Genomic DNA, 24,388 nt, shown 5'->3' on the forward strand with positions numbered 1-24,388 from the left:
ACTATACAAGCCCTGCTCTAGTAGAGGAGGGCTTAGTTCTATTTAAATTTAATTGCAAAAAATATTTTACAAGTATTATCTTGGAGACATGGCACCGCCTAAGTAGGTTTTCGGAAAATAAAAGTCCTTACAACCATTATTCTTCGAAACGGTTTGTTTGTGTCTGTAACACTTACTTAGTGATGCGTTATAACTATTACAATGCCCACATCTTTTAAATGAAGTATCATTAGCAATCCATATTTTCGGAGTTGAGAGAACTTTATTCTCCTTAACTATATTTTTTCCTTTTTCACTTTTTTCTTCCTTCCATATTACCTGTTGTTCATTGTTATTAGTTTTTTTGTTTTGAGTATTATAATTTTCTTTCATAAGATAGTTTATTCTATTTTGTTTAATCATTTGTTTTTTTTCTTGCTTTGCTTTCTTACGTTGTTTCTTTTCAGTAGGAGATATAATTTTTTTAGAATTTTTCTTAGAATTGTTTTTTAGGTCAATTACCGAATAAGGAAACTCATATTTTATACCAAAATTAATATCTACAATAGACAATATATAGCTGTGTAAGGTATTTTCTAGTTCATTTATATGAAAGTCCTTTGAGTAACGTATTATGTAACCGTCATGGTTTTTAGATAACGTAGTATGTTTGTTAATTTTAACTGTATTATTTGTATTAATGTTATTAGAAATTCTCAATTCTAACCTTTTAGGAATTAATATCTTAACTAGTATGTGGTGATTGGAATTGTTTCTTTGTTTGCGATTTAATAAAAGTTTATAGTGATCTGGTTCGTTTACCAATTCCTCTATCCTAATTTTACTAATTCTTAAACTGAATCTAAGTATACTATTTGGTAAACTTTTAATCTTTTTATCCATTTCAATGCGCATTATGTGTATACTCCTTTTTTAAAATCTAACAAATTTATGTAAATTATCCCATTTTCTATAAAAAAATATATCATTTTTTGTGTATTTTGTGAACTTGTAGGAATATAAGATTATAAAAAGACTCTTTCCTAATAATGGGGAAGGGGTAATATACCTATAATGTATACTACACGTCAAGTTGCTAATGACAATAAAATTTACTGTAGGCTTGGAAAAAAGTTAAGATCATATGAGAACGTAAAAATCAACACTTTTCATTCTATTATCCATGATAGTTGCGAAGCAATCTAAAATAGACACAGGAAGAGTCAATAAGTTCACCAAGAAGAAATCCGAGTGGTTCCTAGAGTTAGAGATAACTAATTAAAGTGATCTCACCTAAAATAAAAACTCAAAAACTTCTTTGTAATACTCCGCAGATTAGTATTAAAGAAATTTTGAATTATCATGATATCCACGGACATCATCTCTAAATAACTACTGTCAAGCCATAAAGAGTGTGATAAAATTGGTCTTAATATATAAAGAATGGAGTGCACTTTTCGTATGGAATACAAAATAAAGTGGGATAAATTATTAAATGAAACAAGGGAAAAATATAAACATAAAAAGCAAACACCTGAGGAAATTGAACAAGATAAAAATAAAAAAGATACAGATCCTAATGATATAGATGAACATCGTAATCAATTTGAACGTGATTATGATCGTGTAATGAGTTCTTCTTCTTTACGCAGGTTACAAGATAAAGCTCAAGTGTTTCCCTTGCAAGAAAGCGACTTTATCAGAACAAGACTGACCCATTCAATGGAAGTATCAGCTATTGCACGTTCTTTTGGAACATGGTTAGATAAGTGGCTAGTAACTATAAACCAATTAAAGCCAGAACATCTTGGGAAAATCCCAGCAATATTGGCAACTGCTGGATTAGTTCATGATATTGGGAATCCACCTTTCGGTCACTACGGTGAAGATGTGATTAAAAAGTGGTTCAAATCTTATTTTGAAGAAAAAGAAACGTTAAAATTAACTGAAAAACAAAAAAATGATTTTCTTAGTTTTGATGGTAATGCACAGGGAATTAGAGTACTATCAAGACTACAATTTCTAAATGATCAGTATGGAATTAACTTTACATACGGAACTTTGTCTGTTCTGATCAAATACCCTTGGGACTCTTCAGATGATATTGCCAAGAAGAAAAATAAATTTGGGTATTTTCATGAAGATCTTGAATTTGCTAAAGGGATTTTAGAATCAACTGTAGGGATTGATAAATGCAGGAATCCTTTAACTTATTTTTTAGAGGCATCTGATGATATTGCATATTTAGGAGCGGACGTGGAAGATGGTGTAAAGAAAAGAATTATCCCCTGGGAAAAAGTTTTTGAACAAGAAATCTGTGGAAATGCAGCAATTTATGATGCTTATAAAGAGGATATAGAAGATTTAAAACAGAAACATGAAAATGCTAAGAACAATAATTTTCCTGATTATCTTTTAACTAGTGTACAAAACTTTAAAGTATGGGCACAAGGTAAGATGATTCGTGAGGTTAAACAAGTCTTTATAGATAACTATAAGACTATTATGAATGGTGAATTTGGAACAGAAGAGCTACTCGAAAAAACAAAAAATGCAAGCTTGTTACAAAAATTATTTAAAGATCTACTATTCACTTACTGTTTTCCAGATAAAGAAGTTCTTTCTCTTGAATTAATTGGTGACACTATAATAACTGACCTCTTAGATATTTTTGTAAAAGACTGTATTATGGATGAGAGTTATCTCGATGAAGAGAAAAAGAAGTATTCTTTAGAATCCTCCCGTGCAAAATCAGGAAAATTATTCAAAATGATTTCACCTAACTTTGTATTTGTCCATTGCTTGCGAGAAGATAAAGGTGAGTTAAATAAGGGGAACTATAAAAGTATCAAGGAATTAAATCATTATTCAAGATTATTGTTGGTTACTGATTTTATCTCAGGGATGACAGATTCATACGCGGTAGATTTGCATCAAAAGTTAAAAGGTGTTAAAATGCCTTAAATAAGCAAAGGAGTTGATTAGAAATGAATAAGATACCAGAAATTCGAAATAATTTTCTTTCCTTCTTATCTAATCATCCGCAGGCTAAAGAGTTTGTTTTTTATCTGGAACAAAATGCAGACTTAATTTTATTTGGTGGATGCATCCGTGATTATATGGAACATAGATTCACAGAACCCCCTCGAGACTTTGATATTGTTTTAAATAACAATAACCTTGATTTAGAAACTCTTATTTATTCTTCACTAGGTTCTTTAGACTATAGTATATGCAAGAATAAATTTGGTGGTTATAAAATTCATATATCCGATTTAAAGTTTGATATTTGGGAAATTCAAAAAACATGGGCTTTCCAAGAAAAAAAAGTCAGTTATAGTTCTTTTGAAGACCTAAACAAAACTGTGTTTCTAAATATTGATAGTTTATTCTATAATTTAAGCACAGGTATTTTATATGATGAAGGTTATCGAGAAGCTTTAACACGAAGTGAATTAGACATCATATTACAAGAAAATCCATATCCTGAATTAAATTTGGCCAGAGCATTTAGATTTAAATCCAAGTATGGGTTAGATTTTTCTAGTAAATTGAAGGACTTTTTTTATAGCTGGTTAGGTAACTTTGAAAGTGATAAAACTGCACTTAACATTCTTAAAGAAATAGAAATCAAGAGATATAACTCCTCGTTGGTGGAAGATGAATGGGAAACTATTAAAAATAATAATTATACTACTAGTAAAGAGCTAGTAGAATTGTTCTAAATTGTGGTATATCTTAATATAAAGTAAACATTAGATAGTCCATACCTAACAATAGGTATGGACTATAATTTTATGGTTTTCTATATTTTTTATATTTTTTATAACTGAATCGATATCATAATCCAGAGCCATTTTGGACAAAGTTTTTCAGAAATTAAAGAATCAATTGTGCCATTCTCTTAACTGTTATTACGATAATCTTAAATTTTAAACGAGCAGAAATAAAAAAAGTTATGGCCCGTTATTACAAAGATTCTGTTCAGCAGGAAATACAAAAAGGATAGAAATTTTATATTAAGTTAAGATTGTTATACTTGTTTATGTTGTTAAATATTATATTTTTAATTTGTATAATATTAACTAAATAGATGTTTTGTGAACCTCATTAAAAACTGACGAATTTGTTATACGGCTATTTTACTGTTTATAGAAGCTACTATTATAATAAATAGAATGAATGGTTTTTATTAAAATTTATTTTTTTAGATTTTAGTATAAGGATGATGAGTGTGAGTTTAGTAGGTGCTAAGTTAAAAGTAAAAGATATAATTAAGATATCAAATCAGAATACCTTGGATAACAATATGTTAGACGAATTATTATGTGATCTAGAGAAGTTCGTACGAAATATTGGGTATAAGAAAAAGTATAAAGACGATACAAAAGCTCAACGTATGGCATGGGAGAAACAAATTAAATTCTTAGCAGAAAAATTTGAAAGATGGAAGTTGAATACCGAACTCTTTGTTCTATTTGAGTATATGTTGCCAAAAGAAAATACAAAAAGGCCAGATGTTATACTCCTTTTTGAAAGTAAAATAATTTCTTTAGAGTTTAAGACATCGGGTAATTATGTTGATGATAGTTATGCTTTGCAATTTGTAGAGTATGGGAAAATTCTTCAAGAATATCATCAATATAATATTTTAAATAATGTAAAGGTTGAATCATTTTTAATAATGAGTTCAGTTAATAAAGTAGATATAAATTTTGAAACAAGAGTGTTAGATAATTATATCCCAAAGGATTTGGATAGAGTACTTGGTAAAGATTCTTTGGATAATTTATTTGAGTCATTAGCCCAAGAAAATATTATGACTGAAGTTGAAGTGAATAATTGGATTCGCAGTGAACGTGGTAGATCACGCAAAATTTGGGATGAGGCAACAATAATTAAAGATGCTTTAATAAGCGGTGAAAAAGGCGCGTTAAGTAAATTAAATGGGATAGCATATGAATATCTTAAGGAAACAGATGAATTTATTGAAAGTATTACTAAAAATAATAAAAGCAAAAATCTTATATTCGTAAGTGGTGTTCCAGGTGCAGGCAAGACATTAATCGCACTGCTACAATTATTTAGAAATATCGGACAAGGAATAGCATCTAGATATTATACTGGTAATGGTGCGCTTATCAGTGTACTTAAGGGCATAACAGGGTCAAATGATATTGATTATTTTACTGGTTTTAGAAATGATTACATAATTAAAAACGGGATTGTTAATGAAAAAGTAGTTATTTTCGATGAGGCACAGAGATTCTGGACAGCAGAAAAGGCAGAAACGTCTAGAAGTGATGCAAAAGGAATTATAGAAGCAAATTACAGTGACAATATAACTCTAATTGCCTTAATCGGAGATGGGCAGAAACCTTTATATGGCGAAGCGGGAATTGAATCTTGGATAAATGAACTTCGAGATGATAACTCATGGCAAATATATGCACCGACTAATTATAAAGAAAAATTTATAGTAGCAGAGGAAAAAATATCTTTTCATGAAGAATTGTATCTAAGTACATCAGTAAGAGCTGGTTTTACCGATATTTCTAATTTTATTGAGTCTGTTCTAAAGGCAGATCTAATTGAAGCAAGCAAACAATATGATAAAATAAAAAAGAATGGAACTATGGGAGTTGATATAAAAATTTGTCGAGAATTGAATTCTTTATATGAAAAAAAGAACGATTTGACGTATTTAGAAAGATTAAAACAGCGAGGCGAGAAGAATACAGATAACAAATATGTATACGGCATTTTGTGTTCATCAAAAGTTGAAAAAAGTAATTTAATTAAGTATTCTAAAGAGTTAATCAAAGAATCTTATCAAAAAAATAGTCAAGCTTACAGATGGTATACTGAAAAGTGTTGCGATGTTAAAAATATTACAGTGGGAACGGAGACTTTTTGTCAAGGATTGGAATTAGATTTACCAATCGTTTTATTCGCAGGAGATTATTATTTAGAGAAAAAAGATAATTTATTAAAATGGAAAAGCAATCCATCAAAATATAAAAAGAGAAATATCCCTAATGATGAAGAAGAAGAAATAATGAGAGATACTTATAGAATATTATTAACACGTGTTACGAAAGAAATGATGATTATTATTCCAAATGATATAAAATTTAATGAAACCTATAATTTCTTTAAGAAAGTAGGATTAGAGGAATGGCATAGTGATCCTACTACCTCTATTTTATATAATAAGCCACTATCAACACACACCACATTGTGAAGCTGTTGCGTGGTTGGAGTTGTTAAATTATAAAAAAAACTTATTAAATAAATACTTAAGTCGAAGCTAGAGGCTAAATAAGTTTGAGGAAGTTTAACTTCTTTATACAATCTTTGCCCTAAATTGTGCCCCAATTGTGCCCCCAATTGGTGAAAAAGTATGAAATAAAATAAAATAAGGATTGTAATATCTATAGGATATTAAGGTATTTTATAAAGGAATACAAAGCATTTAAAAGACAAAGCATGTTCCGCACACAAGTGCATCCATGGGAGAGAGATCAATACATGGAAATGTATTAAAAGGAAGAAGCCTTGACACTGTTGGTGTCAGGGCTTTTCTTATTTATAAAGTTGTTTTTTGAGCAATTGCTAATATCCTAACCCTGAATATCCAATAAACTAGTGGTCATGAGATGAATACATTTTCAAATCTGTTGAATTTTATCACTTTATTATTCAATATTATCTACAAAATAAATTGGATCGTCACTTTCTAGTAGGATAGTTTTTATTAGTTTCAGAGTAGTAATATCTCTTACTGTAATTATTGTTTTATCATTTACGTATGAACGTGTATATACTTCGGGTTTTGAGTCATCAACATTTAATATTTGTTCATCTGTATTACTAGAAATGATTTGCATCGTAGGTGTAGCTTTATCAAAGTTTAATTTAGCTAGATAGGACTTATCTTCATCATTTAGTTTAAAGTTTATTAGTATTGTGTTATTGTCTATGCTAACATTTTTATTATAAGTTATAATCTTAGGGTTACCAGAAAAGGGAGCGAAAGAATAGAATGGAAATTTTTTGATATTTAAGTCGCTGTCTATACTAACTATATCTCCATTGAACATAAATAAATAAAGTTTTTCATCTGGACTAGTATAAGTAAAATAATTAGGCATATTATCCAAGTGTATTTCTTCTAAAGGTTTAAAGTTACTATCCATTTTTTTAATTTGTAAGATACCTTTTTGATCATTAATTGCAGATTTGTTTATACCTACCGCAATTACATAATTTTCTAGTACGGTTATATCATGTGTTCTGAATGCTTCTGATAAGTAATTGCATTTTTTTAAAGTAATATCGCAATATTCATTCTGATTATTGGAATCAAGAATAGTTATTATATATTCAGAATTACTTTTTTTAAAATACTTTTCTATATATTTTTTTTGTTTTGTTTCTATCAAACTCATTTTCTTTGTTTGGGGATTATAATTAATAACTTTATTGTCATTTGAATATGCACCGCTGGCAAAATAAAAATTGTTATCAAATTTAAATACATCTGAAGGAGCGAAGAGTGAATCTTCTATATTGTACTTTTGAATTTCATTTCCATTTAAGTCAATCTGTTTTATATATCCATCTTGGGTAAAAGGTGTATGGAAATGAAATAGCAAATAACCGTTATTTTTTTCTAAAGAAAACTTTCTTATATCAGTTACAGTTTTTTCTGACTGTATACAGCTACTAAGTGTCAATACAAGTAAAATTAAGCGGAAAAACTTCATATCATTCTCCTCAATTAGGATAATATACAAATACATTTATACAGATAATCGTGTACAGTTATTGCACACGATTATCAAGGTTACTTAGTATGGATTTTTTTTATATGAAACGGTGTCATAATCTGCAGCAATATCGTAAGGTAAAACAGTTATTAATTTTGGTTCACCACCTCCAATACTGTATCCAGCAGACTTCCAAGCTTTATAAACTAATTTAGAGCAATACCACTGTGATTCATTACCTATCGTAGTTTTCAGTTTATAAGGGTCACCTACTTGTTTCATCGCATAATTTACAGCATTGATATATGCTTTATCAGGTGCATTTTTCACATAATATTGTTGTTCATCAGGAACAGTTGACCAATACTTTGAGGCAGATTGATGTACCACTCCTGGTTTAGGGAGAGCTTCAATTACTTTATCTTTCGTAGTACTTAATATCCCTGCATGTCCATGAGCAAAACCACCTGTTTTAGCCCTAAAACTTATCAGGATATCTCCTTTCCCACTCCAACCGCTTATGGCTCTTGAAGCACCTACTTTAGATTCATTAACGAACTCAGTATTTCCTTTTTGGTTTGCAACATCATATAAAAGACTGTCAATTTCATTTAAACTATTAATCATAGTAGAGGTTTTTTCTGCAACCAAATCAGGGTCATTTGCTAAAAATTCTTCAACAATGTCTGTACCTTGTAAACTAAAGTTTTGTTTTTCGTCCTTTGTAATCTGTTTATCGTTCTTTATCTGCTCTTTAATTGAATCAAGTTGTAACATCACTTGATCATAGGATAAATTTTGTTCCTTAGCATTACTGCTTATTGGATTAAAGCTACTTCCAATAATGAATGCAGCTAAGGTAAAAGTAGATATTTTTTTAAACACATTATTTCCCCTCCAACATTAAAAATGTCTAATGAACCGGTTCATGGGAATATTACCATATTATTCAGTTAATTAATTTGGTTTTTGGTTTTTGTTAAAAAGAATTCAAAAATAGAATTATAATACTATTTACATAAATCTATTTAATAATTTTATCTCAGTTAGATAGGTGAAGTGAGAGAGAATTAGGATTAATAGTAAAGTATTGTCAGTTGTTTTGTAACTGGAGAGATTAATAAGTCGATGTGGGAGGAGTCTTTTTCTAAGGCTGGTGTACTAAAGAATAAGGGATATAAGATAATAGATATTGCTGAGGAACAGGGAATTGACCCTGTTCTTTTTGCGTCCATAGCTTTTCTTGAAATAGCACGGGGAACGTCTAAAGCTGTAATAGAAAAGAATAATCCCGGCGGCTTAATGTCCAGTAATGGTTTATTTGTCTTTGTTAGTTTAGATGAAGGGTTAGAAGCAATGGGAGTTACGCTTCATAATCGAATCTTAGTCGACGGTAAAAGTACATTTGAATTGTTAGGACAAGTGTACGCGCCGATTGGGGCAGAGAAGGATCCAACAGGATTAAATGTTCATTGGGTTCCAACAGTATTGGAGATAGTCGGAAAGTTAGGGGGACTAACAAAAAACTGTGATTCATCCAGTTTGGGAACAGGAAGCTATATCGTGCCTGTAGATAATCCCGTTGTTACTTCTGGGTTTGGCATTAGATGGGGAACGCTTCATAAGGGTATTGATTTGGACATCCAATTGGTAGACCAGTAAAAGCAGCTGATGCAGGAACGGTTACAGTTGCGAACACTCGTGTAGTGCCAGGGTATAGTGGCTATGGACATGTTATTCAAGTTCAGCATGGAAGTGAATGGACACTATATGCACATTTAAGTGAAGTGCATGTAATAAAAGTTGGTCAGAAAGTTAAACAAGGTGTGATCATCGGTGAGGTATGGAATACGGGCAAATTGCACAGGTCCTCACTTGCATTTTTTATATTAGTAAAAGGTACTAGGTGGACAAATACATCCTGCACCTTTTATGAGATATTGTAATGAATAACGAAGTTTTAAATATGAACATTAGAAAACGGATGGACATGTAGAACTATAGTATAAGCTAAAGAATATTATATTGTGATGTAATACTATTAATCTGTATAATAAAAAAGAAGAGCCATTTTTTCTTATTGTGATGGTGCAAATAGGATATAAATAAGTTTATCTTAAATACATTATTGTATCTTGATATTTAAACCATTTCGTTTCATGAAAAATTGAACGATAACCCAGCATTAATCTCTGTTAACATCCCGAGATTTACAGAATTATTATAGGAGAGTACTAAAATAAAAATGAACTATTTAATCTTACTTTTAACGACCATCTTTCTTGTTGGATGTACCAACGTAGAAGATGTGTCCATTACAGATGAAAAGACAGATTCACAAGAAGTAACCACAGTTAATACAGATAAAACTAGTGAAAAAGAAGAAGCTGATACTGCGTTGGTTAATGAACCAGTGGAAGAGGAAACACCAACCGAAACAAATAAGGAACTGTTCTCAGGGTACAAACTTATTGAAGTGGATGGTGGTGATTTGTCTGGATATCGTGAACCTAATGTCGTCGTTGACATTGGTTATGGGGACCGTAAATATTGGGCATTTACTAATGAATACGGGCAGCTAGTTCGTGTTATTGCTGATGAAATCACTCTTCAAGATGACGAGAACGAACCTGTATTATCGTCTGGCAGATATTACTCTGATGAGGCAAAGGTTCCTGGTGTCGAAAGTGACGTTTTAGATGAAGGACATATCATTGCTGATTCTCTGGGAGGGGTATCGAATGCTTACAATATTACTCCACAAGATAGTACGCTTAACCGACATGGTGATCAAGCTTATATGGAAGACGCAATCCGTAGAGCAGGTGGAGCCACTAATTTTGAAGCAATAATCACATATCCGGATACGAAAACGCAGATTCCTTCAAGTTATCAGTATACCTATACTTTAATGGGGAACGAGATTGTAGATACATTTGACAATGTGAACCCTGATGAAGTGAACGCATCTCTCGGTTTAACAGGCAGTAAGCCTTCTGATTCAACTAGTTCAAACACAGATGGTGATATTTCTAGTGTTGATACAGACGGTAATGGACAGGTGACGATTAAAGAAGCAAAAGCAGCAGGGTTCAGTATGCCAATAACGAGTGACCATTGGTTATACCCCTATATGCACGATGCTGATAAGGACGGTTTGGTAGGAGAGTAAGCCCTAGAATTATGAGGCAAAATAATATAGGAATGAGAGAACATTTAACTCGTTGGAAGTTTTATAACAATTTGCGAATGGATGTTTGTATATGAACAACTGAAATCAATGGTTGTATCATCTAGATTTGTATGGTTATTATTTTTCGTTAACAAGAGCATCTATCCAAAAAGGATGAATGCTCTTGTTTCTTATGTCTAATATCTCAAAAATAGAAAATAAATGAAACGTTGTTTTGGAATTTATGGTAAAATGTGGATGTTGACTAATTTTGAGGATGGGTGACGTAATGGAATTAGCGGTTTTTAGACCTGTTTTTATTACCATGATTTCGGTTTTGTTATTGTTACTGATTTTAATTCAATTTAAAGAGAAATGGAAGCAACTCAATGGATTTACTGTTATAAGTATTTCATTAGTATGTTTAATAGTGGGTGCTATTAATATCTGGCAAGAAGGTATCGTTGTAGATGAATTTAATTTAGTAGGAGATGCTGTATCATTTGTAATGTTTCTTGTTATTGTAGTTCTATCTTTCCTTAATCCTGTATTGTTTAGTATTAAGAGATAATAATTTTTATTGCTGTTTCTAGATAAGGTGAAATCAGAGTTGAAAAAATCGAAACGAAAAAATCCAACTATTATATACAGAGGTGGATTTTCAACAGCATATAATTTACACCCAACAAAATACAGGTAAAAAGCGTAAAAAAATGTAAGGGTAGTTTTGGAGAAAGAAAAAAATGCATCCCATTAAGAATACATTTTTTATGTAGATTTATCCTTTTAGGTCAATAGAATTACCTAATGTTGGATGTGGAGCTTGAAGCATTTCCATCATTTGTGTTGCAGTTTGCTGAGTATTATCCATAGACATTTTAGTTAATGCTAAGCTTACACTTTGACTAAGTGAAGCTTGGTGCATGCTAACTGATAAAGCTGGAATATCCAAGAAACTCACCTCCCTTATTATTATCGGCAAAATATAAAAAATCTAAATTACTGTATAGAATGAAATGCAGATTGATGTGGAAGGGAAGAGCTAAAAAATGTAATGGATGATTAGCATTTGTCCAGTTAGACGGAAAACTTCTACAAATTCACATCTCCTTTAAGCTAAAATTCAGCCAATTGAGGTGAAGATTTAGGTAGTAATGTAATTGGACAATGAGTATGCTGAGCGAGATAAAATTCCTACAGATTTAACCCATTTGGAATAAAGTAAATGGCTTTAAATCAAGAAAAAAGGGTCTTGGTCAATGGAGTAGACATTTCTACAAATATACTAAATATATTAAAAATGTTAAAAAAAGGTGGTGTTGAAGTGAAGAGATATTCTGCTGCACTTTCTATTGTCTTTACGTTTATAGGTATTAGCCCGTTATTTATCTATGACATTGGCGAATGGTTTTTACAAATATTAATCGTTTCCATGGCAATATCCTTAATATTTGCCTTGTGTGCTGAAAAAAATATTTGGAGAAAGATTGCTCTTTGGTTTCTTGGCTTAGTGTTTCTTGTACTCGTACTATTTTTTCTTGCAATGACTATACTTTGGGATGAACCTTAATTTATAGGAGACGGAAATCGATTGTTAAACTAAATTAACTTATATAAACAATAATAAATTAGTAAGTACATAAACTGACTATTTTAGAAGTATGTAAAAATTCTCCCCCAATAGTTAACATAACTTATTTTGTCTGTCTGCCTTATGGGGGAATATACTATTAGTTGTTATAGGTGTTTCCAGAGTAATCTAACCTTTGGGTAATCTTTAGGGAGGATTACTCTTTCTGCATGTTTAAATGATGGGTATTGTATGTGTCTCAATCGATATTTTTCTATTGTTGAAGTACACCAGCAAAAAGGGAAGAAACCCAGTAATATAGAATAATTAAGGTGAAAATTGTAGCAGGAGGAATTACTACGGCTGTTATTTTGATATAATCCCACCAACTAATGAAAACTTTACCTTTTCTGACGATATGCATCCACATTAAAGTGGCTAGTGTTCCCATCGGCAGCAGTAATGCTCCCATGTCGCTGCCTATTACGTTAGCCAAGTAAGCAACCTTCAATTCAAGCAAACTAAGATCCATATGTGTCAAGGTAAGGGTACCCACCATTAAGGCAGGGTGGTTATTGAAAATATTGGAAAGAACTGTTAGCAGTGTACCCATTAATACACTCGCTTGAAGCAGACTTCCTGAAACGACAGGCTCCATAAAACCAATCAGCCAGTTAGTCAAGCCAATATTATTGAGGCCGTAGATGATGGTATACATACTAAAGGCGAAGACGATGATATACCACGGGGTTTTCTTTAGCATATCAGCAGGGGATATTTTTAAATATATCCATCTCCAGGCTAAAAGAACGAGTGATCCGATGACAGCCATCACAGAAATCGGAATGTGAAGATAGGAGGCAAGAAACAAGCTACAGCGGACAGCAAGAACAAATAATAAAATATTTCTCATAAATTTTGAACGAGCTTTTTCTGATTCGTGTTGGATGACGGATTTTAATGGGTGATAGGAAGATCTAGACAGACCAGAAACTTGTACTGGAATTTTTTCGGGCAGGACTTTTTTAAACCGCAGAAACAGCAGGAAGGTCAAAAATAATAATCCAATACTTGATGGTACAAACATCATCGCTGTATGGAGCCATAAGTCCATATGGACAATTTTTAATGCAATTAGATTGACGATATTGCTTACACCAATTGGAGCACTTGAAGCAGTTGCAATTAGCGCCCCAGATAGTAAATAGGGGATTTTTTGATGATTTTTTAAGCGCATGTTGTTTAACAGCATGAGGAGAATCGGTGTTGTAATGAGTATGCTACCATCATTATTAAAAAATAGTGTCATTAGGAAACATAATAAATTGACATACCAGAATAAACGAATTCCTGATCCTTTTGCCATAGCTGCCAGTTTTTCTGCCACCCAATTAAAAAAACCAAAGCTTTCTAAAACAATTGCCATAACAATTGTTGCCATGATTGTAATAGCGGCGCCGCTGATTGTGTTCAATATGATGCCTAAATCGGAGAATGATACACTGCCGCAAAGCACAACAATAACTGCACCAACAGCTGCAGGCACTGCTTCATTCAATCCTTTAGGTCTCCAAAGTATTAACCCGAGGGTAACCAAAAAAGTGGCAATGGTTATCCAAACGGTGAAGTCGGCCATAAAAATACTCCTTTCATGTGATGAATAGTATGAATCTTTTTTGAAACGAAAGGGCATTTTCTCCGTTTGTAAGTAAATCCACTAATGTCTCTCCGTTTCATTTATCCCTCATGTGGTGCTGTACTATATCTATATGTATCACGATTAAGACAGGCCTTAGGTTTGTACCCTTTTTTCAATAAATCCACTAGAGTCTAAAAAATTCTACTCAATTACACAGAAGTTAACTGATACAAATGTAAAGGATGGAGTTGATGGGTGGTTTTGTTTGTGATTTCATTATGGAGAGATTTTTCTTAGATAAAGAAAAATCAGAAAGAGCATATATGATTGCTTCCTTCATTCTTTAATTTTTTATCTTGAAATTATTAAAAGGTAGAATTAGCTCAATGAGTTGGACAGAAAGTATTAGGGCTTGGAAATGGTAAGTCTATCTTGTTGATATATAATTAAAATCTTATTGGATTTATCTATCACGGATTATATAAATAAGAGTTTCCTTATGTAGTAAATATAGGCTTACAAATAGCAATCTAAATAAGCATGTTAGATGAGAAGGCGAATGGAAGAAAGAATATTTTTTTATCACAACAAATATTGGCCGAGTACTAGTTTTAGCAAAAGGCAGTATTGATGCGAATAATTTATGGAGTGATTATAGAAAGAAGCAAGCTGAAGAGGAGGGAATTTTTTTGAAGATATCCAATAGTTGTTGGCTGATGAAATATGAACTTTTAAAATTAAATTAATGCAAGCATTCGAATAATCTGGTGTTTTTGTTTTAGAAAAAATTTTCAGTCTCACCTTTTTTATGCTCCTGAATAATATGCCTTGAGTTTAAAAAAAGGGGAGATTGGGTATGGAAAACGTTAGAGATTTTGATGAGTCCTCAAGTCAACAGCACCATAAAATGAGTCATCATCATGAGCATCATAAACACAAGCATCATCAAAAATGCCATAAACTTTTATTTCAGTTTGTTCAAATTGAGACAAGAGACGATGAGATTCACCAAGGTATTCTTCACAGTTATGATGATGAGAATGTTTATATATTAGTATCAAACCAAAGTGGGAATGATAACAATCGCTTATTTATTCCATTTGGAGGGTTTGGTCTGTTTGGATTCCCGTTTTATGGTATCAGAAGATTTGGACCTTTTTATCCTATTTGGTGGTAAAAGCTTGCTCACATAGAATAGAGTGAAGCTAATACATTTAATGAAAAAGCCGGATATCTATTTTTAAGATAAAGCATGGCTATATAGAAATTGAAAATCCCTGATGCAGAATCAGGGATTTTTTCAATTTCTAGAAAGGTTTATGACCATAACTGAATTTACTTAAATTCGAATTTCCTATAAAAAATCTCCACCCCAATATCCTTTTGCAAATAGAAATGATATCATAAACAAATGGAAAGAGAGGTGTCTATAGATTTGGTTAAATAGAAGTTAATATGGAATTGTGGGCAATAATAATACAGTATTTTTAACTTTTGCCAAGTCTATTTAGTTATGCAATTTATGGATAAATACTCTGACTTAGTGTTTTTCATTATAGCTGTTTTTTACTTTTATATGCGTGTTGTAAGAGATATAACATTTAACAGCTGGATACAAGTTTTTGTAGATGTAATTATGATTATTGGTGCTGTTATGTTTGCTATTTCTGTGACTCTTACTATCCTCAGACGATTAAGGGAACGAAAAAACAATAAGGTAGGCTGAACAATTACTAGAAACGGAAGCATTCCACAACAACTGTGGATGCTTTTTCTTTTGCTGAATTCTTTATACTTTTTTTATACTTTTCTAGTCTAATTATTTATACCTCTCACTTATTCTAATAACATCTACAATGAAGGGATGAAATTTATGGCAGAAACAATTCTTAAAGCTGCAAATGTTTCGAAGGTATATGGCAAGCATAAAGCGCTTGATAAAGTATCAATTGAAATTAAGCGCGGGATGATCTATGGCTTGATTGGCGAAAATGGTGCAGGTAAATCGACTTTTATGCGGACGGTAATGGGATTGATATCTATTGATAGTGGGGAAATGGAACTATTTGGGCAATCAGGTGTAAAAGGCTTGCAGCGGGCACGAAGGAAGATGGGGCAATCTATTGAAACGCCTGCTCTTTATCCTGAGTTAACGGCACGGGAGAACTTGCGTGTTCAAGCGGCAAATGGCGGTGTGAGTGAACGTGAAATGGATGCTTTGCTGCAGTTAATGAATTTAAGTAATACAGGCAAGAAAAGAGCAAAAAATTTCTCATTGGGAATGCGCCAGCGTTTGGCGATTGCGTCAACACTTATTACTAATCCTGAGTTTCTCATTTTAGATGAACCGACAAATGGATTAGATCCGTCAGGAATTGTGGAAATGCGTGAGATTATTCAACGGTTGGTAACAGAACGAGGGATTACTGTGTTGCTTTCTAGTCATTTGCTTGATGAGCTTTCCCAAGTTGCGACCCATTACGGTATCTTGCATGATGGCAAACTGATTAGTGAATTTTCGCGGGAAGAGCTTGCGAAAGAAACTCGTCAATATATTGAATTAGAAACAACAGAGGTCGAAAAAGCTATTGTCGTTTTAGATGAATTAGGAATAAAGGATTATACAGTTATGAATAGGACAGAGATTAATATTTATGAACAGCTCGATGAAGTTGCTACTATAAATCGTTCATTAGTGCTGGCAAATGTAAATGTTTCACGAATTGGCACAACGAGACAAAAGCTCGAAGATTATTTCTTGCAGTTAACGGGAGGAAATGAAAATGCTTAATCTTTTAACAGCAGAAAAGATAAAATTAGTACGCAGTAAAAAGCTATGGATTGTTCTAGGCATACTTTCCATACTTCCTGTCATGCAAGCTATAAATAGTAAAATGATGGTCCATTATGGTACAGAACTCGTTCAAGCGATTGATACTGTAGTAAATGGTGCATCCAGTGTTTTGATGATCGAGAAAAATGCTTTAACTATTTTGCTTGTTATGAGTGCCTTTATCAGCTTCTTTATCGGCGAAGAATTTCAAAATGGTACGATTCGAAATGCATTATCTTTAGGGCGCAGCCGGACGCATTATTATTTGTCTAAGTTAATTGTAGCAGCACTGCTAGGCGTTATTGGAGTGCTGGCAATGACTGGGTTTGGCATAATCAGCTTTTCAGCTGTATTTGGCTTTGGTGAGCTTGGAGGTATTAGCAATTACAGCGAATACGCCTTTAAGGCTTTTAGTATACTGTACTTATTAATTCTGGCTAATGTGTCTATTTATGTTATGATTACGTTTATGACAAAAAACAGTGGGATTTCCTTGATTTGGAGTTTCCTTTATACGATGGCTACAGGTTTTGGTGCAGGGATTTTTCAGCAAACAACGCACTTTAAACAAGTAACGTTTTGGTTTACAGAATCCTTTCTGTTTTATTCAGATTTCGCCAGCAAAACAGATATCGCAAAATTTCCTGAGATGATATTGGTGAGTCTTATTACAATAATGTTATCATCAGCTATAGGAATCCTTCTGTTTAATCGAACAGATATAAAGTAGGTAGATTAGTGTGGCAGTAATATTAATTATAGAAGATGACACCGCCGTTCATTCTTTGATAAAAGAAACGATGGAAATAAATGGATTTAATACACTAAGTGCTTATTCAGGCACAGAAGGTAAAATGTTAGTCGAAAATAACCAAGCAGATGTCATTCTTTTAGATTTGATGCTTCCTGGTATGAATGGTGAGGAATTTCTACAACATATTAGAAGTACTTCTAGCATTCCTGTCATTGTCATTTCTGCAAAGATTGACCAGCCTTCTAAGTTGCAATTGTTAACGAACGGTGCAGATGATTACATCACGAAGCCCTTTGATGTAAAAGAGCTGCTTGCCCGAATTGATATTCAACTGCGCCATGCAGCAAAGGTTACAGCTGAGCATCGGCAAGAAATTCATTATAAAAATATCAGCCTTAATTTAGATACCCGTGAAGTAAAGCAAAGTGATCGGGCACTACACCTTACTGGTCGTGAATTTGCAATCCTTCAATTACTTATGGAGAATCCCCAAAAAGTTTTCAGTCGTGCTAATATATATGAAAGTGTCTGGAACGAACCTTTTTTCGATAATGATAAAACGATTAACATGCACATAAGTAATTTACGAAATAAGCTTAATAGTAATGGGACCAACTATATTAAAACTGTCTGGGGCATCGGCTTTAAATTTGATTAATGAAAGGGCGTGAATGTTATGTGGATATTGTTCTTCTTCTTAGCATTGGCGCTGCTTGTTTATATATTTTTCTTAAAACGAGAACTGCGAAAATTAACAAGGGAAGTAAAAGAACTATCAACCCGCGCGAGCTTCGGAAGCAGGCTGTATCTTGATTTCCGCGAGAAGGCATTAATTCAATTAGTTGATGAACTAAACCAAATGATAGATGAATTTGAGCATAGGAATCACCAAGCTAAACAGATGGAAGAGAATGTGAAGTTATCAATTGCCGGGCTTTCCCATGATTTGCGAACACCGCTTACTTCCATCAATGGCTATGTGCAACTCTTAAATGTAGCTGCAGATGAAGCTAAGAAAGCCCAATATATTAGTATTATCGAACATTCCGTTCAGCGTTTAATTGAAATGACAGATCAATTTTATGACTTAGCACGAATGGAAACAAACCAAAAAGACATAGAATTAACTACGCTTTCGCTTGTCACTATAGTCGAGGACATCTTTTTGTCTTTTTATGAGCAGCTAGAAGAAAGGAAGATTGAACTTCAATTCTCTGAACATAAACAGGATAATAGGATAATTGCAGATAAATTAATGTTAATACGTGTCATTCAAAATATTGTGCAAAATATCCTTCGTTATGCCAGTAGTCATGCAGTGATTAGCTATCGAATGGAAAAGGAGTATTTTCTATTAACGGTGAAAAATGATATAAAACCAGATAGTAAAATAGCGATTGATAAAGTATTTTCGCGTTTTTATACTGAGGTCTCTAGTCGAACAAATACAGAATCAAGCGGGCTAGGTCTTTATCTTTCGAAAAAGCTCGTGGAAAAAATGAATGGGAAAATGGAGGCGGAGCTTAAAGGGAATTGGTTTATTCTTACCATACAGCTTCCAGTACATAGAACGAATATTAATACTGTTTAGTAGTTTATTATGGAAAAAAGCAAACGATTCTTCTTTGAGGAGAATCGTTTTTTGTATTCTATAATACCTAATTCTTATAATCGTTAACCAAACTTAGGGGTTGTGCCTTCTCATAGATTTAATAACTAGAGTTAGTAGACCTAAATATTATAGGTTTATCCATTATTTTGAAAATGTACTATCAAAGCAGAGGTATGCGCATAAACGGTTTTTTGATTGCTTCATACAATACCTTTGTATTCTAGTTTTTTACAGAAAGGAGAATGAGAATGAGTTTACTAAATTTAATTGGGAACAGTGGTTTTGAAACAGGCGATCTAAGCAGCTGGATTTCAGAGAATGCCTCTGTGACTACCCAGTATTCCCATTCAGGTGCATACTCAGCACTTCTTGAACAAGGAGAAGGATCGACTTATTTAGGGCAGTTTGTTTCAGCATCTGCAGGAGAAAATCTTGAGCTAATTATATCGTTAGCTAAGCTTGATGATCTTCCAGCACCAGCAATGCTGTTACAATTGTTCTTTTTTGATGAGAATTTCCAGCTTCTTAATACAGGATTGTCCAACTATATCCCTCCTGGTAGATTACCAGATGCGGGAGTCAGTATTTGGAAGGAAGTCTACTTGACTGCAAGCAGTGCACCGAGTGAAACACGCCAAGCATATTTATTAATCAGCGTTATTCCTTCGGAGGGAACTTCAAATGTGCTAGTAGATGATGTAGCTCTTCTAACAGCAACCGGCATTATAGGCCCAACCGGACCGACTGGACCAGCGGGAGCAACAGGAGCAACAGGCCCAACAGGTCCAGTGGGAGCAACAGGAGCGACAGGCCCAATCGGTCCAGCGGGGGCAACAGGAGCGACAGGTCCAATCGGTCCAGCGGGAGAAGTAGGTCCAACAGGCCCAGCCGGTCCAGCAGGAGAAGTAGGTCCGACAGGAGCAACAGGCCCAGCCGGTCCAGCAGGAGAAGTAGGTCCGACAGGAGCAACGGGCCCAGCAGGAGAAGTAGGTCCGACAGGAGCAACAGGCCCAGCTGGCCCAACAGGAGAAGTAGGCCCGACAGGAGCAACGGGTCCAGTGGGAGAAGCCGGTCCAACAGGAGCAACAGGTCCAGCGGGAGAAGCCGGTCCGACAGGAGCAACGGGTCCAGCGGGAGAAGTAGGTCCAACAGGAGCAACGGGCCCAGCAGGAGAAGTAGGTCCAACAGGCCCAGCCGGTCCAGCGGGAGAAGTAGGTCCAACAGGCCCAGCCGGTCCAGCGGGAGAAGTAGGCCCAACAGGAGCAACGGGCCCAGCGGGAGAAGCCGGTCCAACAGGAGCAACAGGTCCAGCGGGAGAAGCCGGTCCGACAGGAGCAACGGGCCCAGCGGGAGAAGTAGGTCCGACAGGAGCAACAGGCCCAGCAGGAGAAGTAGGTCCAACAGGCCCAGCCGGTCCAGCGGGAGAAGTAGGCCCAACAGGCCCAGCCGGTCCAGCGGGAGAAGTAGGCCCAACAGGAGCAACAGGCCCAGCGGGAGAAGCCGGTCCAACAGGAGCAACAGGTCCAGCGGGAGAAGCCGGTCCAACAGGAGCAACAGGCCCAGCGGGAGCAACAGGCCCAACAGGTCCAGCCGGCCCAGCGGGAGAAGCGGGTCCAACGGGTCCAGCCGGTCCAGCGGGAGAAGCCGGTCCAACAGGAGCAACAGGCCCAGCAGGAGAAGCCGGTCCAACAGGTCCAACAGGTCCAGCGGGAGAAATAGGCCCGACAGGAGCAACGGGTCCAGCAGGCGAAGTAGGCCCAACAGGCCCAGCCGGTCCAGCAGGCGAAGTAGGCCCAACAGGCCCAGCCGGTCCAGCAGGCGAAGTAGGCCCAACAGGAGCAACAGGCCCAGCGGGAGAAGCCGGTCCAACAGGAGCAACAGGTCCAGCGGGAGAAGTAGGCCCAACAGGAGCAACGGGTCCAGCAGGAGAAGTAGGCCCAACAGGAGCAACGGGTCCAGCGGGAGAAGCCGGTCCAACAGGAGCAACAGGCCCAGCAGGAGAAGCCGGTCCAACAGGTCCAACAGGAGCAACAGGTCCAGCGGGAGAAATAGGCCCGACAGGAGCAACAGGCCCAGCGGGAGAAGCCGGTCCGACAGGAGCAACAGGCCCAGCCGGTCCAGCAGGAGAAGTAGGTCCGACAGGAGCAACGGGTCCAGCGGGAGAAGCGGGTCCAACGGGTCCAGCCGGTCCAGCAGGAGAAGTAGGCCCAACAGGAGCAACGGGTCCAGCCGGTCCAACAGGACCGACAGGCCCAAGCGGTGATCCTTCTGTTTCTGCATTGTTCTTCGACCAAGCTGCCGCAGCATTGGCTTTATCTTTAGATGCGGCAACTGTTGTGAATACTGTTGCTGTTCCTGTCACTGCTGGTAATGAGGTGAAAATTGATACGTCACAGCAGCTGGATTTTGTTACTGCTGCGGATTGGGGTATAGATTTTAATGTAAACATCAGCAGAGATGGAACGGTGATTGATACGCAAGGAATTAGCCGGGACGGAGCAGCTGCCGGGACGCAGCGGTTTATTGCTTCTGTTACTGTTGTCGATGTTCCAGCGGAAACGGGGACAGCTACGTATACGGTAACGATTGAACCAATTACAGCTACAAATGTTACTGCAGCCACTTCGGAAAATCGAAAGACAAATATCATTCGCTTTGTATAAGGATATGTATTTGAAAAAGGAGTAGGTTCGCCTACTCCTTTTTTTATTTGGGCAAGAAAAAGGATGCACTGTTTTGGATTGCATCCTTAAAAGTCTTACTATACATTTATTTTACTAATGTGATGCCTTCAAATATTGACTGCCATAGATGATCGTTTCCGTCCCAAATTTCATCATTTGGTAATTCAAGTACACAGACATTGCTGATGCCCCAGTCCTGCTCGATGATTTCTTTTACTGGTGCATGGTTGACGATTAACAGGCTATAAGAGTTTTTAACTAGTTGGGATAATTCATTATTTAACTCAGTCGCTCCTTCTAATGTTGCTTCTGTTCTAATAAATAATAGGTTTGGGGATGCGGACAAAGCTTCCATGAAACGATTGATTCGTTTTTGATATTTTTCTTGAACTTGCGGCAAACTTCCCAGGTGCTCCAATGTGTTAACATCTTTTTTAAAATCATGATTAAAGCCAATATTATATAGTTTATCATGTACAAGTATGTCATCCTCATTAACATACTGCAGCGGCTCTAGGTTTTCTTCTTTAAGAAAATCGGCGAAATTTGATTGAAATAAGATGATAATCTTAAATAAATTCGGTGTGCCTACCCAATCGAATGGTCCAGCTTGTTGTCTCAAATTAAATTTCCTCAATTTCAAAGCAGGAATGCAGTTTTCTCCTAAACTAAAAATTTGATTATATTCTCCTTTAATATCAGCAAGTTTCATTCGTTTTTCCCCTACGTTCAAATTTTTATAGTTTGTAAACATTTACTTTATACTATATTAAATGGTTATTTTTACAAAAGGCTAAGCTATATGTGGATAATTTTTAAAAAGGGCAATCATCACTAACAACTGGATAAATATGGACAGTTTTTTCTTCTTAAATAGGGGAATGTTTATAAGGAGGTGATAGTGATGGATGAAAAGAAAAAGTCAGGCCTAAATAATGCTCATACAAATATGGACAACCCTGAACAATATCCTACCGAAAACGAAAGCCTATTTGATAAGTTTGAAAGTGAACAAACAGTGGATTCATTGCCGATGGAAGATATAAAAGAAGAATATCGGGAAGAAAAAGCAAAGCATGATACGAAGAATACATCTTCTAGTGAAAAGAAATATAAAACAGGAATGTAATGAAGATAGCAATAGCAGCTGTATGTTTTAACAGCTGTTTTTTTTATTAATAGGAATATAAAAAAGACTCGGCATAATATTGCCGAGTCTAAAGTACGTTATGGCTTAAGTATGACTTTAATTACTTCATCCTGATGATCATTAAACATTTGATAGGCATTGCTGGCGTCATCAAGGGAAATTCGATGTGTAATGATTTCTGTCGGGTCAATTTCTCCTGTTGTTATCTTATCAAACAGCATTGGCATATAGTGAATAACAGGGGCTTGACCAGTTTTTATGTTAATATTTCGTTCAAATATTTGTCCTAATGGGAACATATTGTATTTAGAGCCGTAAACACCTGTTAATTGCATCGTTCCGAATTTACGAACAGCATTTAGTCCGATTTCTATAGCGCTTAATGTCCCGCCCTGGATTTTCAATTTTTGTCCGATTGCTTCCATTGTTGATTTTTTTCCATCCATTCCAACACAGTCAATCACGACATCTGCTCCACCGGCGGTTATTTCTTTGATGAAATTTCCTGCATCCTCATGTTCGTCAAAATTAATTGTTTCGACTTTATTCATGTTTTTGGCATGGTTTAAGCGGTAGGGGATATTATCAACAGCAATGACGCGCTTTGCACCTTTCATCCAGGCGAATTTTTGGGTCATTAAGCCGATAGGTCCGCAACCTAATACGACCACTGTGTCTCCTTTTTTTACTCCAGAGTTTTCGATACTCCAGTACGCTGTTGGCAGTACGTCAGACATAAACAGCAATGCTTCGTCTTCCAATTCGCAGCTTTCAGGAATTACAAATGGCATAAAGTTTCCGTATGGCACACGCAATAATTCTGCTTGGCCGCCTTGATAATCGCCGTAACGTTCTGTGAAGCCAAAGTATGCACCAGTATCGGTAATTTGCTTGTTTGGGTTAGAGTTATCACATTGACTTTCCATATCATGTTCACAATAATAACAATGGCCGCATGAAATATTAAATGGAAGTACAACGCGGTCTCCTTTTTTGACTTTTGTTACCTCAGATCCTACTTCTTCGACTATTCCCATTGGTTCATGCCCAATTACATAGTCCTTCTCAGCAGGAATAGCGCCTTGATAGATATGCAAATCAGATCCGCAAATCGCTGTCGAAGTAATTCTGACAATAATATCGTCCTTTTTATGAAGCTTCGGATCTGCGACCTGCTTTACTTGTACATCTTTTGTTCCTTGAAACGTCACTGCTTTCATGTC

The 24,388-nt window shown here is 35.3% G+C and carries 22 protein-coding genes; 15 read left to right on the top strand and 7 right to left on the bottom strand.

Translation table 11 applies throughout. The annotated features are described in order from the left end of the window. Positions 1 to 75: 75 nt before the first annotated feature. Positions 76 to 894, bottom strand: coding sequence for a hypothetical protein (locus tag ACLIJJ_RS12315; RefSeq protein WP_411410984.1), 819 nt, complete (start codon positions 892 to 894; stop codon positions 76 to 78). Between the two features lie 546 nt (positions 895 to 1,440). Here ACLIJJ_RS12315 and dgt point away from each other — a divergent pair. From dgt to ACLIJJ_RS12330, 3 genes are all read left to right on the top strand, one after another. Beyond that, positions 1,441 to 2,943: a dGTP triphosphohydrolase gene (gene dgt, locus ACLIJJ_RS12320; RefSeq protein ID WP_411410985.1), complete on the top strand. Its 1,503-nt coding sequence runs from the start codon at positions 1,441 to 1,443 to the stop codon at positions 2,941 to 2,943. A gap of 23 nt (positions 2,944 to 2,966) precedes the next feature. Continuing rightward, the gene (locus ACLIJJ_RS12325; protein ID WP_411410986.1) at positions 2,967 to 3,704 is read left to right on the top strand and encodes a nucleotidyltransferase family protein; all 738 of its coding nucleotides are present in this window, start codon (positions 2,967 to 2,969) and stop codon (positions 3,702 to 3,704) included. Positions 3,705 to 4,213: 509 nt separating this feature from the next. Next, positions 4,214 to 6,223, top strand: a complete 2,010-nt coding sequence (locus tag ACLIJJ_RS12330; RefSeq protein ID WP_411410987.1) for a DNA/RNA helicase domain-containing protein — start codon at positions 4,214 to 4,216, stop codon at positions 6,221 to 6,223. Between the two features lie 454 nt (positions 6,224 to 6,677). Here ACLIJJ_RS12330 and ACLIJJ_RS12335 read toward each other — a convergent pair whose 3' ends face one another. Together ACLIJJ_RS12335 and ACLIJJ_RS12340 are read right to left on the bottom strand one after the other, a co-directional pair. Next, positions 6,678 to 7,748, bottom strand: a complete 1,071-nt coding sequence (locus tag ACLIJJ_RS12335; protein ID WP_411410988.1) for a hypothetical protein — start codon at positions 7,746 to 7,748, stop codon at positions 6,678 to 6,680. Positions 7,749 to 7,832: 84 nt separating this feature from the next. Then, positions 7,833 to 8,636 carry a YiiX/YebB-like N1pC/P60 family cysteine hydrolase gene (locus ACLIJJ_RS12340; protein ID WP_411410989.1) on the bottom strand — a complete coding sequence of 268 codons (804 nt, stop codon included), beginning with the start codon at positions 8,634 to 8,636 and terminating at the stop codon, positions 7,833 to 7,835. Between the two features lie 243 nt (positions 8,637 to 8,879). Here ACLIJJ_RS12340 and ACLIJJ_RS12345 point away from each other — a divergent pair, with 243 nt between their 5' ends. The 4 genes from ACLIJJ_RS12345 (at position 8,880) to ACLIJJ_RS12360 (ending at position 11,494) form a co-directional block, all read left to right on the top strand. Further along, entirely contained in the window at positions 8,880 to 9,413 is a 534-nt protein-coding gene (locus ACLIJJ_RS12345) for a hypothetical protein (RefSeq protein ID WP_411410990.1), read from the top strand. Continuing rightward, positions 9,398 to 9,697, top strand: a complete 300-nt coding sequence (locus tag ACLIJJ_RS12350) for a M23 family metallopeptidase (RefSeq protein WP_411411066.1) — start codon at positions 9,398 to 9,400, stop codon at positions 9,695 to 9,697. The genes ACLIJJ_RS12345 and ACLIJJ_RS12350 overlap by 16 nt, the downstream gene beginning before the upstream one ends. A 299-nt stretch (positions 9,698 to 9,996) precedes the next feature. Further along, positions 9,997 to 10,923 (top strand): DNA/RNA non-specific endonuclease, encoded by a 927-nt coding sequence (locus ACLIJJ_RS12355; RefSeq protein ID WP_233314105.1) that lies wholly within the window; start codon positions 9,997 to 9,999, stop codon positions 10,921 to 10,923. 289 nt (positions 10,924 to 11,212) lie between these two features. Beyond that, complete coding sequence (locus ACLIJJ_RS12360; protein ID WP_233314104.1) at positions 11,213 to 11,494, top strand: hypothetical protein; 282 nt, start codon at positions 11,213 to 11,215, stop codon at positions 11,492 to 11,494. Positions 11,495 to 11,701: 207 nt separating this feature from the next. Here the strand turns inward: ACLIJJ_RS12360 and ACLIJJ_RS12365 are convergent, their stop codons facing one another. Then, on the bottom strand, positions 11,702 to 11,875 hold the full coding sequence (locus tag ACLIJJ_RS12365; RefSeq protein ID WP_233314103.1) for a YjfB family protein: 174 nt from the start codon (positions 11,873 to 11,875) through the stop codon (positions 11,702 to 11,704). Positions 11,876 to 12,148: 273 nt separating this feature from the next. Here ACLIJJ_RS12365 and ACLIJJ_RS12370 point away from each other — a divergent pair, with 273 nt between their 5' ends. After that, positions 12,149 to 12,493, top strand: coding sequence for a hypothetical protein (locus ACLIJJ_RS12370; RefSeq protein WP_411410991.1), 345 nt, complete (start codon positions 12,149 to 12,151; stop codon positions 12,491 to 12,493). A 274-nt stretch (positions 12,494 to 12,767) separates the two neighbouring features. On the opposite strand, the gene ACLIJJ_RS12375 is transcribed toward ACLIJJ_RS12370, so the two are convergent. Next, positions 12,768 to 14,129, bottom strand: a complete 1,362-nt coding sequence (locus ACLIJJ_RS12375) for an arsenic transporter (RefSeq protein WP_233314101.1) — start codon at positions 14,127 to 14,129, stop codon at positions 12,768 to 12,770. A gap of 859 nt (positions 14,130 to 14,988) precedes the next feature. Here ACLIJJ_RS12375 and ACLIJJ_RS12380 point away from each other — a divergent pair. The 6 genes from ACLIJJ_RS12380 (at position 14,989) to ACLIJJ_RS12405 (ending at position 21,994) form a co-directional block, all read left to right on the top strand. Next, positions 14,989 to 15,309, top strand: coding sequence for a hypothetical protein (locus ACLIJJ_RS12380; protein WP_233314100.1), 321 nt, complete (start codon positions 14,989 to 14,991; stop codon positions 15,307 to 15,309). Between the two features lie 696 nt (positions 15,310 to 16,005). Beyond that, complete coding sequence (locus ACLIJJ_RS12385) at positions 16,006 to 16,923, top strand: ATP-binding cassette domain-containing protein (RefSeq protein ID WP_411228599.1); 918 nt, start codon at positions 16,006 to 16,008, stop codon at positions 16,921 to 16,923. Continuing rightward, positions 16,916 to 17,695, top strand: coding sequence for a DUF2705 family protein (locus tag ACLIJJ_RS12390; RefSeq protein ID WP_237941288.1), 780 nt, complete (start codon positions 16,916 to 16,918; stop codon positions 17,693 to 17,695). Before ACLIJJ_RS12385 ends, ACLIJJ_RS12390 begins: the two co-directional genes overlap by 8 nt. Positions 17,696 to 17,705: 10 nt before the next feature. After that, positions 17,706 to 18,377, top strand: a complete 672-nt coding sequence (locus ACLIJJ_RS12395) for a response regulator transcription factor (RefSeq protein WP_411410992.1) — start codon at positions 17,706 to 17,708, stop codon at positions 18,375 to 18,377. 18 nt (positions 18,378 to 18,395) lie between these two features. Next, complete coding sequence (locus tag ACLIJJ_RS12400) at positions 18,396 to 19,310, top strand: sensor histidine kinase (protein ID WP_411228600.1); 915 nt, start codon at positions 18,396 to 18,398, stop codon at positions 19,308 to 19,310. 269 nt (positions 19,311 to 19,579) lie between these two features. Beyond that, a complete protein-coding gene (locus tag ACLIJJ_RS12405) occupies positions 19,580 to 21,994 on the top strand; it encodes an NTTRR-F1 domain (protein WP_411410993.1) in 2,415 nt (804 codons plus the stop codon). Between the two features lie 106 nt (positions 21,995 to 22,100). Here the strand turns inward: ACLIJJ_RS12405 and ACLIJJ_RS12410 are convergent, their stop codons facing one another. Further along, complete coding sequence (locus ACLIJJ_RS12410; RefSeq protein ID WP_411410994.1) at positions 22,101 to 22,727, bottom strand: DUF1796 family putative cysteine peptidase; 627 nt, start codon at positions 22,725 to 22,727, stop codon at positions 22,101 to 22,103. Positions 22,728 to 22,919: 192 nt separating this feature from the next. Between ACLIJJ_RS12410 and ACLIJJ_RS12415 the strand changes: the two genes are divergently transcribed. Then, positions 22,920 to 23,144, top strand: a complete 225-nt coding sequence (locus ACLIJJ_RS12415) for a hypothetical protein (RefSeq protein ID WP_237941293.1) — start codon at positions 22,920 to 22,922, stop codon at positions 23,142 to 23,144. Positions 23,145 to 23,242: 98 nt separating this feature from the next. Here ACLIJJ_RS12415 and ACLIJJ_RS12420 read toward each other — a convergent pair whose 3' ends face one another. Next, positions 23,243 to 24,385 carry a zinc-dependent alcohol dehydrogenase gene (locus ACLIJJ_RS12420; RefSeq protein WP_341076465.1) on the bottom strand — a complete coding sequence of 381 codons (1,143 nt, stop codon included), beginning with the start codon at positions 24,383 to 24,385 and terminating at the stop codon, positions 23,243 to 23,245. Positions 24,386 to 24,388: the final 3 nt, after the last annotated feature.

It is taken from the genome of Niallia laureatilytica (assembly GCF_046613985.1).
Lineage (GTDB): Bacteria > Bacillota > Bacilli > Bacillales > Cytobacillaceae > Niallia.

What these genes read in the sequence shown, in the direction of transcription:
- ACLIJJ_RS12315 (WP_411410984.1), bottom strand. Translation starts at nt 894, where the DNA reads ATGCGCATTGAAATGGATAAAAAGATTAAAAGTTTACCAAATAGTATA.
- dgt (WP_411410985.1), top strand. Translation starts at nt 1,441, where the DNA reads ATGGAATACAAAATAAAGTGGGATAAATTATTAAATGAAACAAGGGAA.
- ACLIJJ_RS12325 (WP_411410986.1), top strand. Translation starts at nt 2,967, where the DNA reads ATGAATAAGATACCAGAAATTCGAAATAATTTTCTTTCCTTCTTATCT.
- ACLIJJ_RS12335 (WP_411410988.1), bottom strand. Translation starts at nt 7,748, where the DNA reads ATGAAGTTTTTCCGCTTAATTTTACTTGTATTGACACTTAGTAGCTGT.
- ACLIJJ_RS12345 (WP_411410990.1), top strand. Translation starts at nt 8,880, where the DNA reads ATGTGGGAGGAGTCTTTTTCTAAGGCTGGTGTACTAAAGAATAAGGGA.
- ACLIJJ_RS12355 (WP_233314105.1), top strand. Translation starts at nt 9,997, where the DNA reads ATGAACTATTTAATCTTACTTTTAACGACCATCTTTCTTGTTGGATGT.
- ACLIJJ_RS12360 (WP_233314104.1), top strand. Translation starts at nt 11,213, where the DNA reads ATGGAATTAGCGGTTTTTAGACCTGTTTTTATTACCATGATTTCGGTT.
- ACLIJJ_RS12370 (WP_411410991.1), top strand. Translation starts at nt 12,149, where the DNA reads ATGGCTTTAAATCAAGAAAAAAGGGTCTTGGTCAATGGAGTAGACATT.
- ACLIJJ_RS12375 (WP_233314101.1), bottom strand. Translation starts at nt 14,129, where the DNA reads ATGGCCGACTTCACCGTTTGGATAACCATTGCCACTTTTTTGGTTACC.
- ACLIJJ_RS12380 (WP_233314100.1), top strand. Translation starts at nt 14,989, where the DNA reads ATGGAAAACGTTAGAGATTTTGATGAGTCCTCAAGTCAACAGCACCAT.
- ACLIJJ_RS12385 (WP_411228599.1), top strand. Translation starts at nt 16,006, where the DNA reads ATGGCAGAAACAATTCTTAAAGCTGCAAATGTTTCGAAGGTATATGGC.
- ACLIJJ_RS12390 (WP_237941288.1), top strand. Translation starts at nt 16,916, where the DNA reads ATGCTTAATCTTTTAACAGCAGAAAAGATAAAATTAGTACGCAGTAAA.
- ACLIJJ_RS12400 (WP_411228600.1), top strand. Translation starts at nt 18,396, where the DNA reads ATGTGGATATTGTTCTTCTTCTTAGCATTGGCGCTGCTTGTTTATATA.
- ACLIJJ_RS12405 (WP_411410993.1), top strand. Translation starts at nt 19,580, where the DNA reads ATGAGTTTACTAAATTTAATTGGGAACAGTGGTTTTGAAACAGGCGAT.
- ACLIJJ_RS12410 (WP_411410994.1), bottom strand. Translation starts at nt 22,727, where the DNA reads ATGAAACTTGCTGATATTAAAGGAGAATATAATCAAATTTTTAGTTTA.
- ACLIJJ_RS12415 (WP_237941293.1), top strand. Translation starts at nt 22,920, where the DNA reads ATGGATGAAAAGAAAAAGTCAGGCCTAAATAATGCTCATACAAATATG.
- ACLIJJ_RS12420 (WP_341076465.1), bottom strand. Translation starts at nt 24,385, where the DNA reads ATGAAAGCAGTGACGTTTCAAGGAACAAAAGATGTACAAGTAAAGCAG.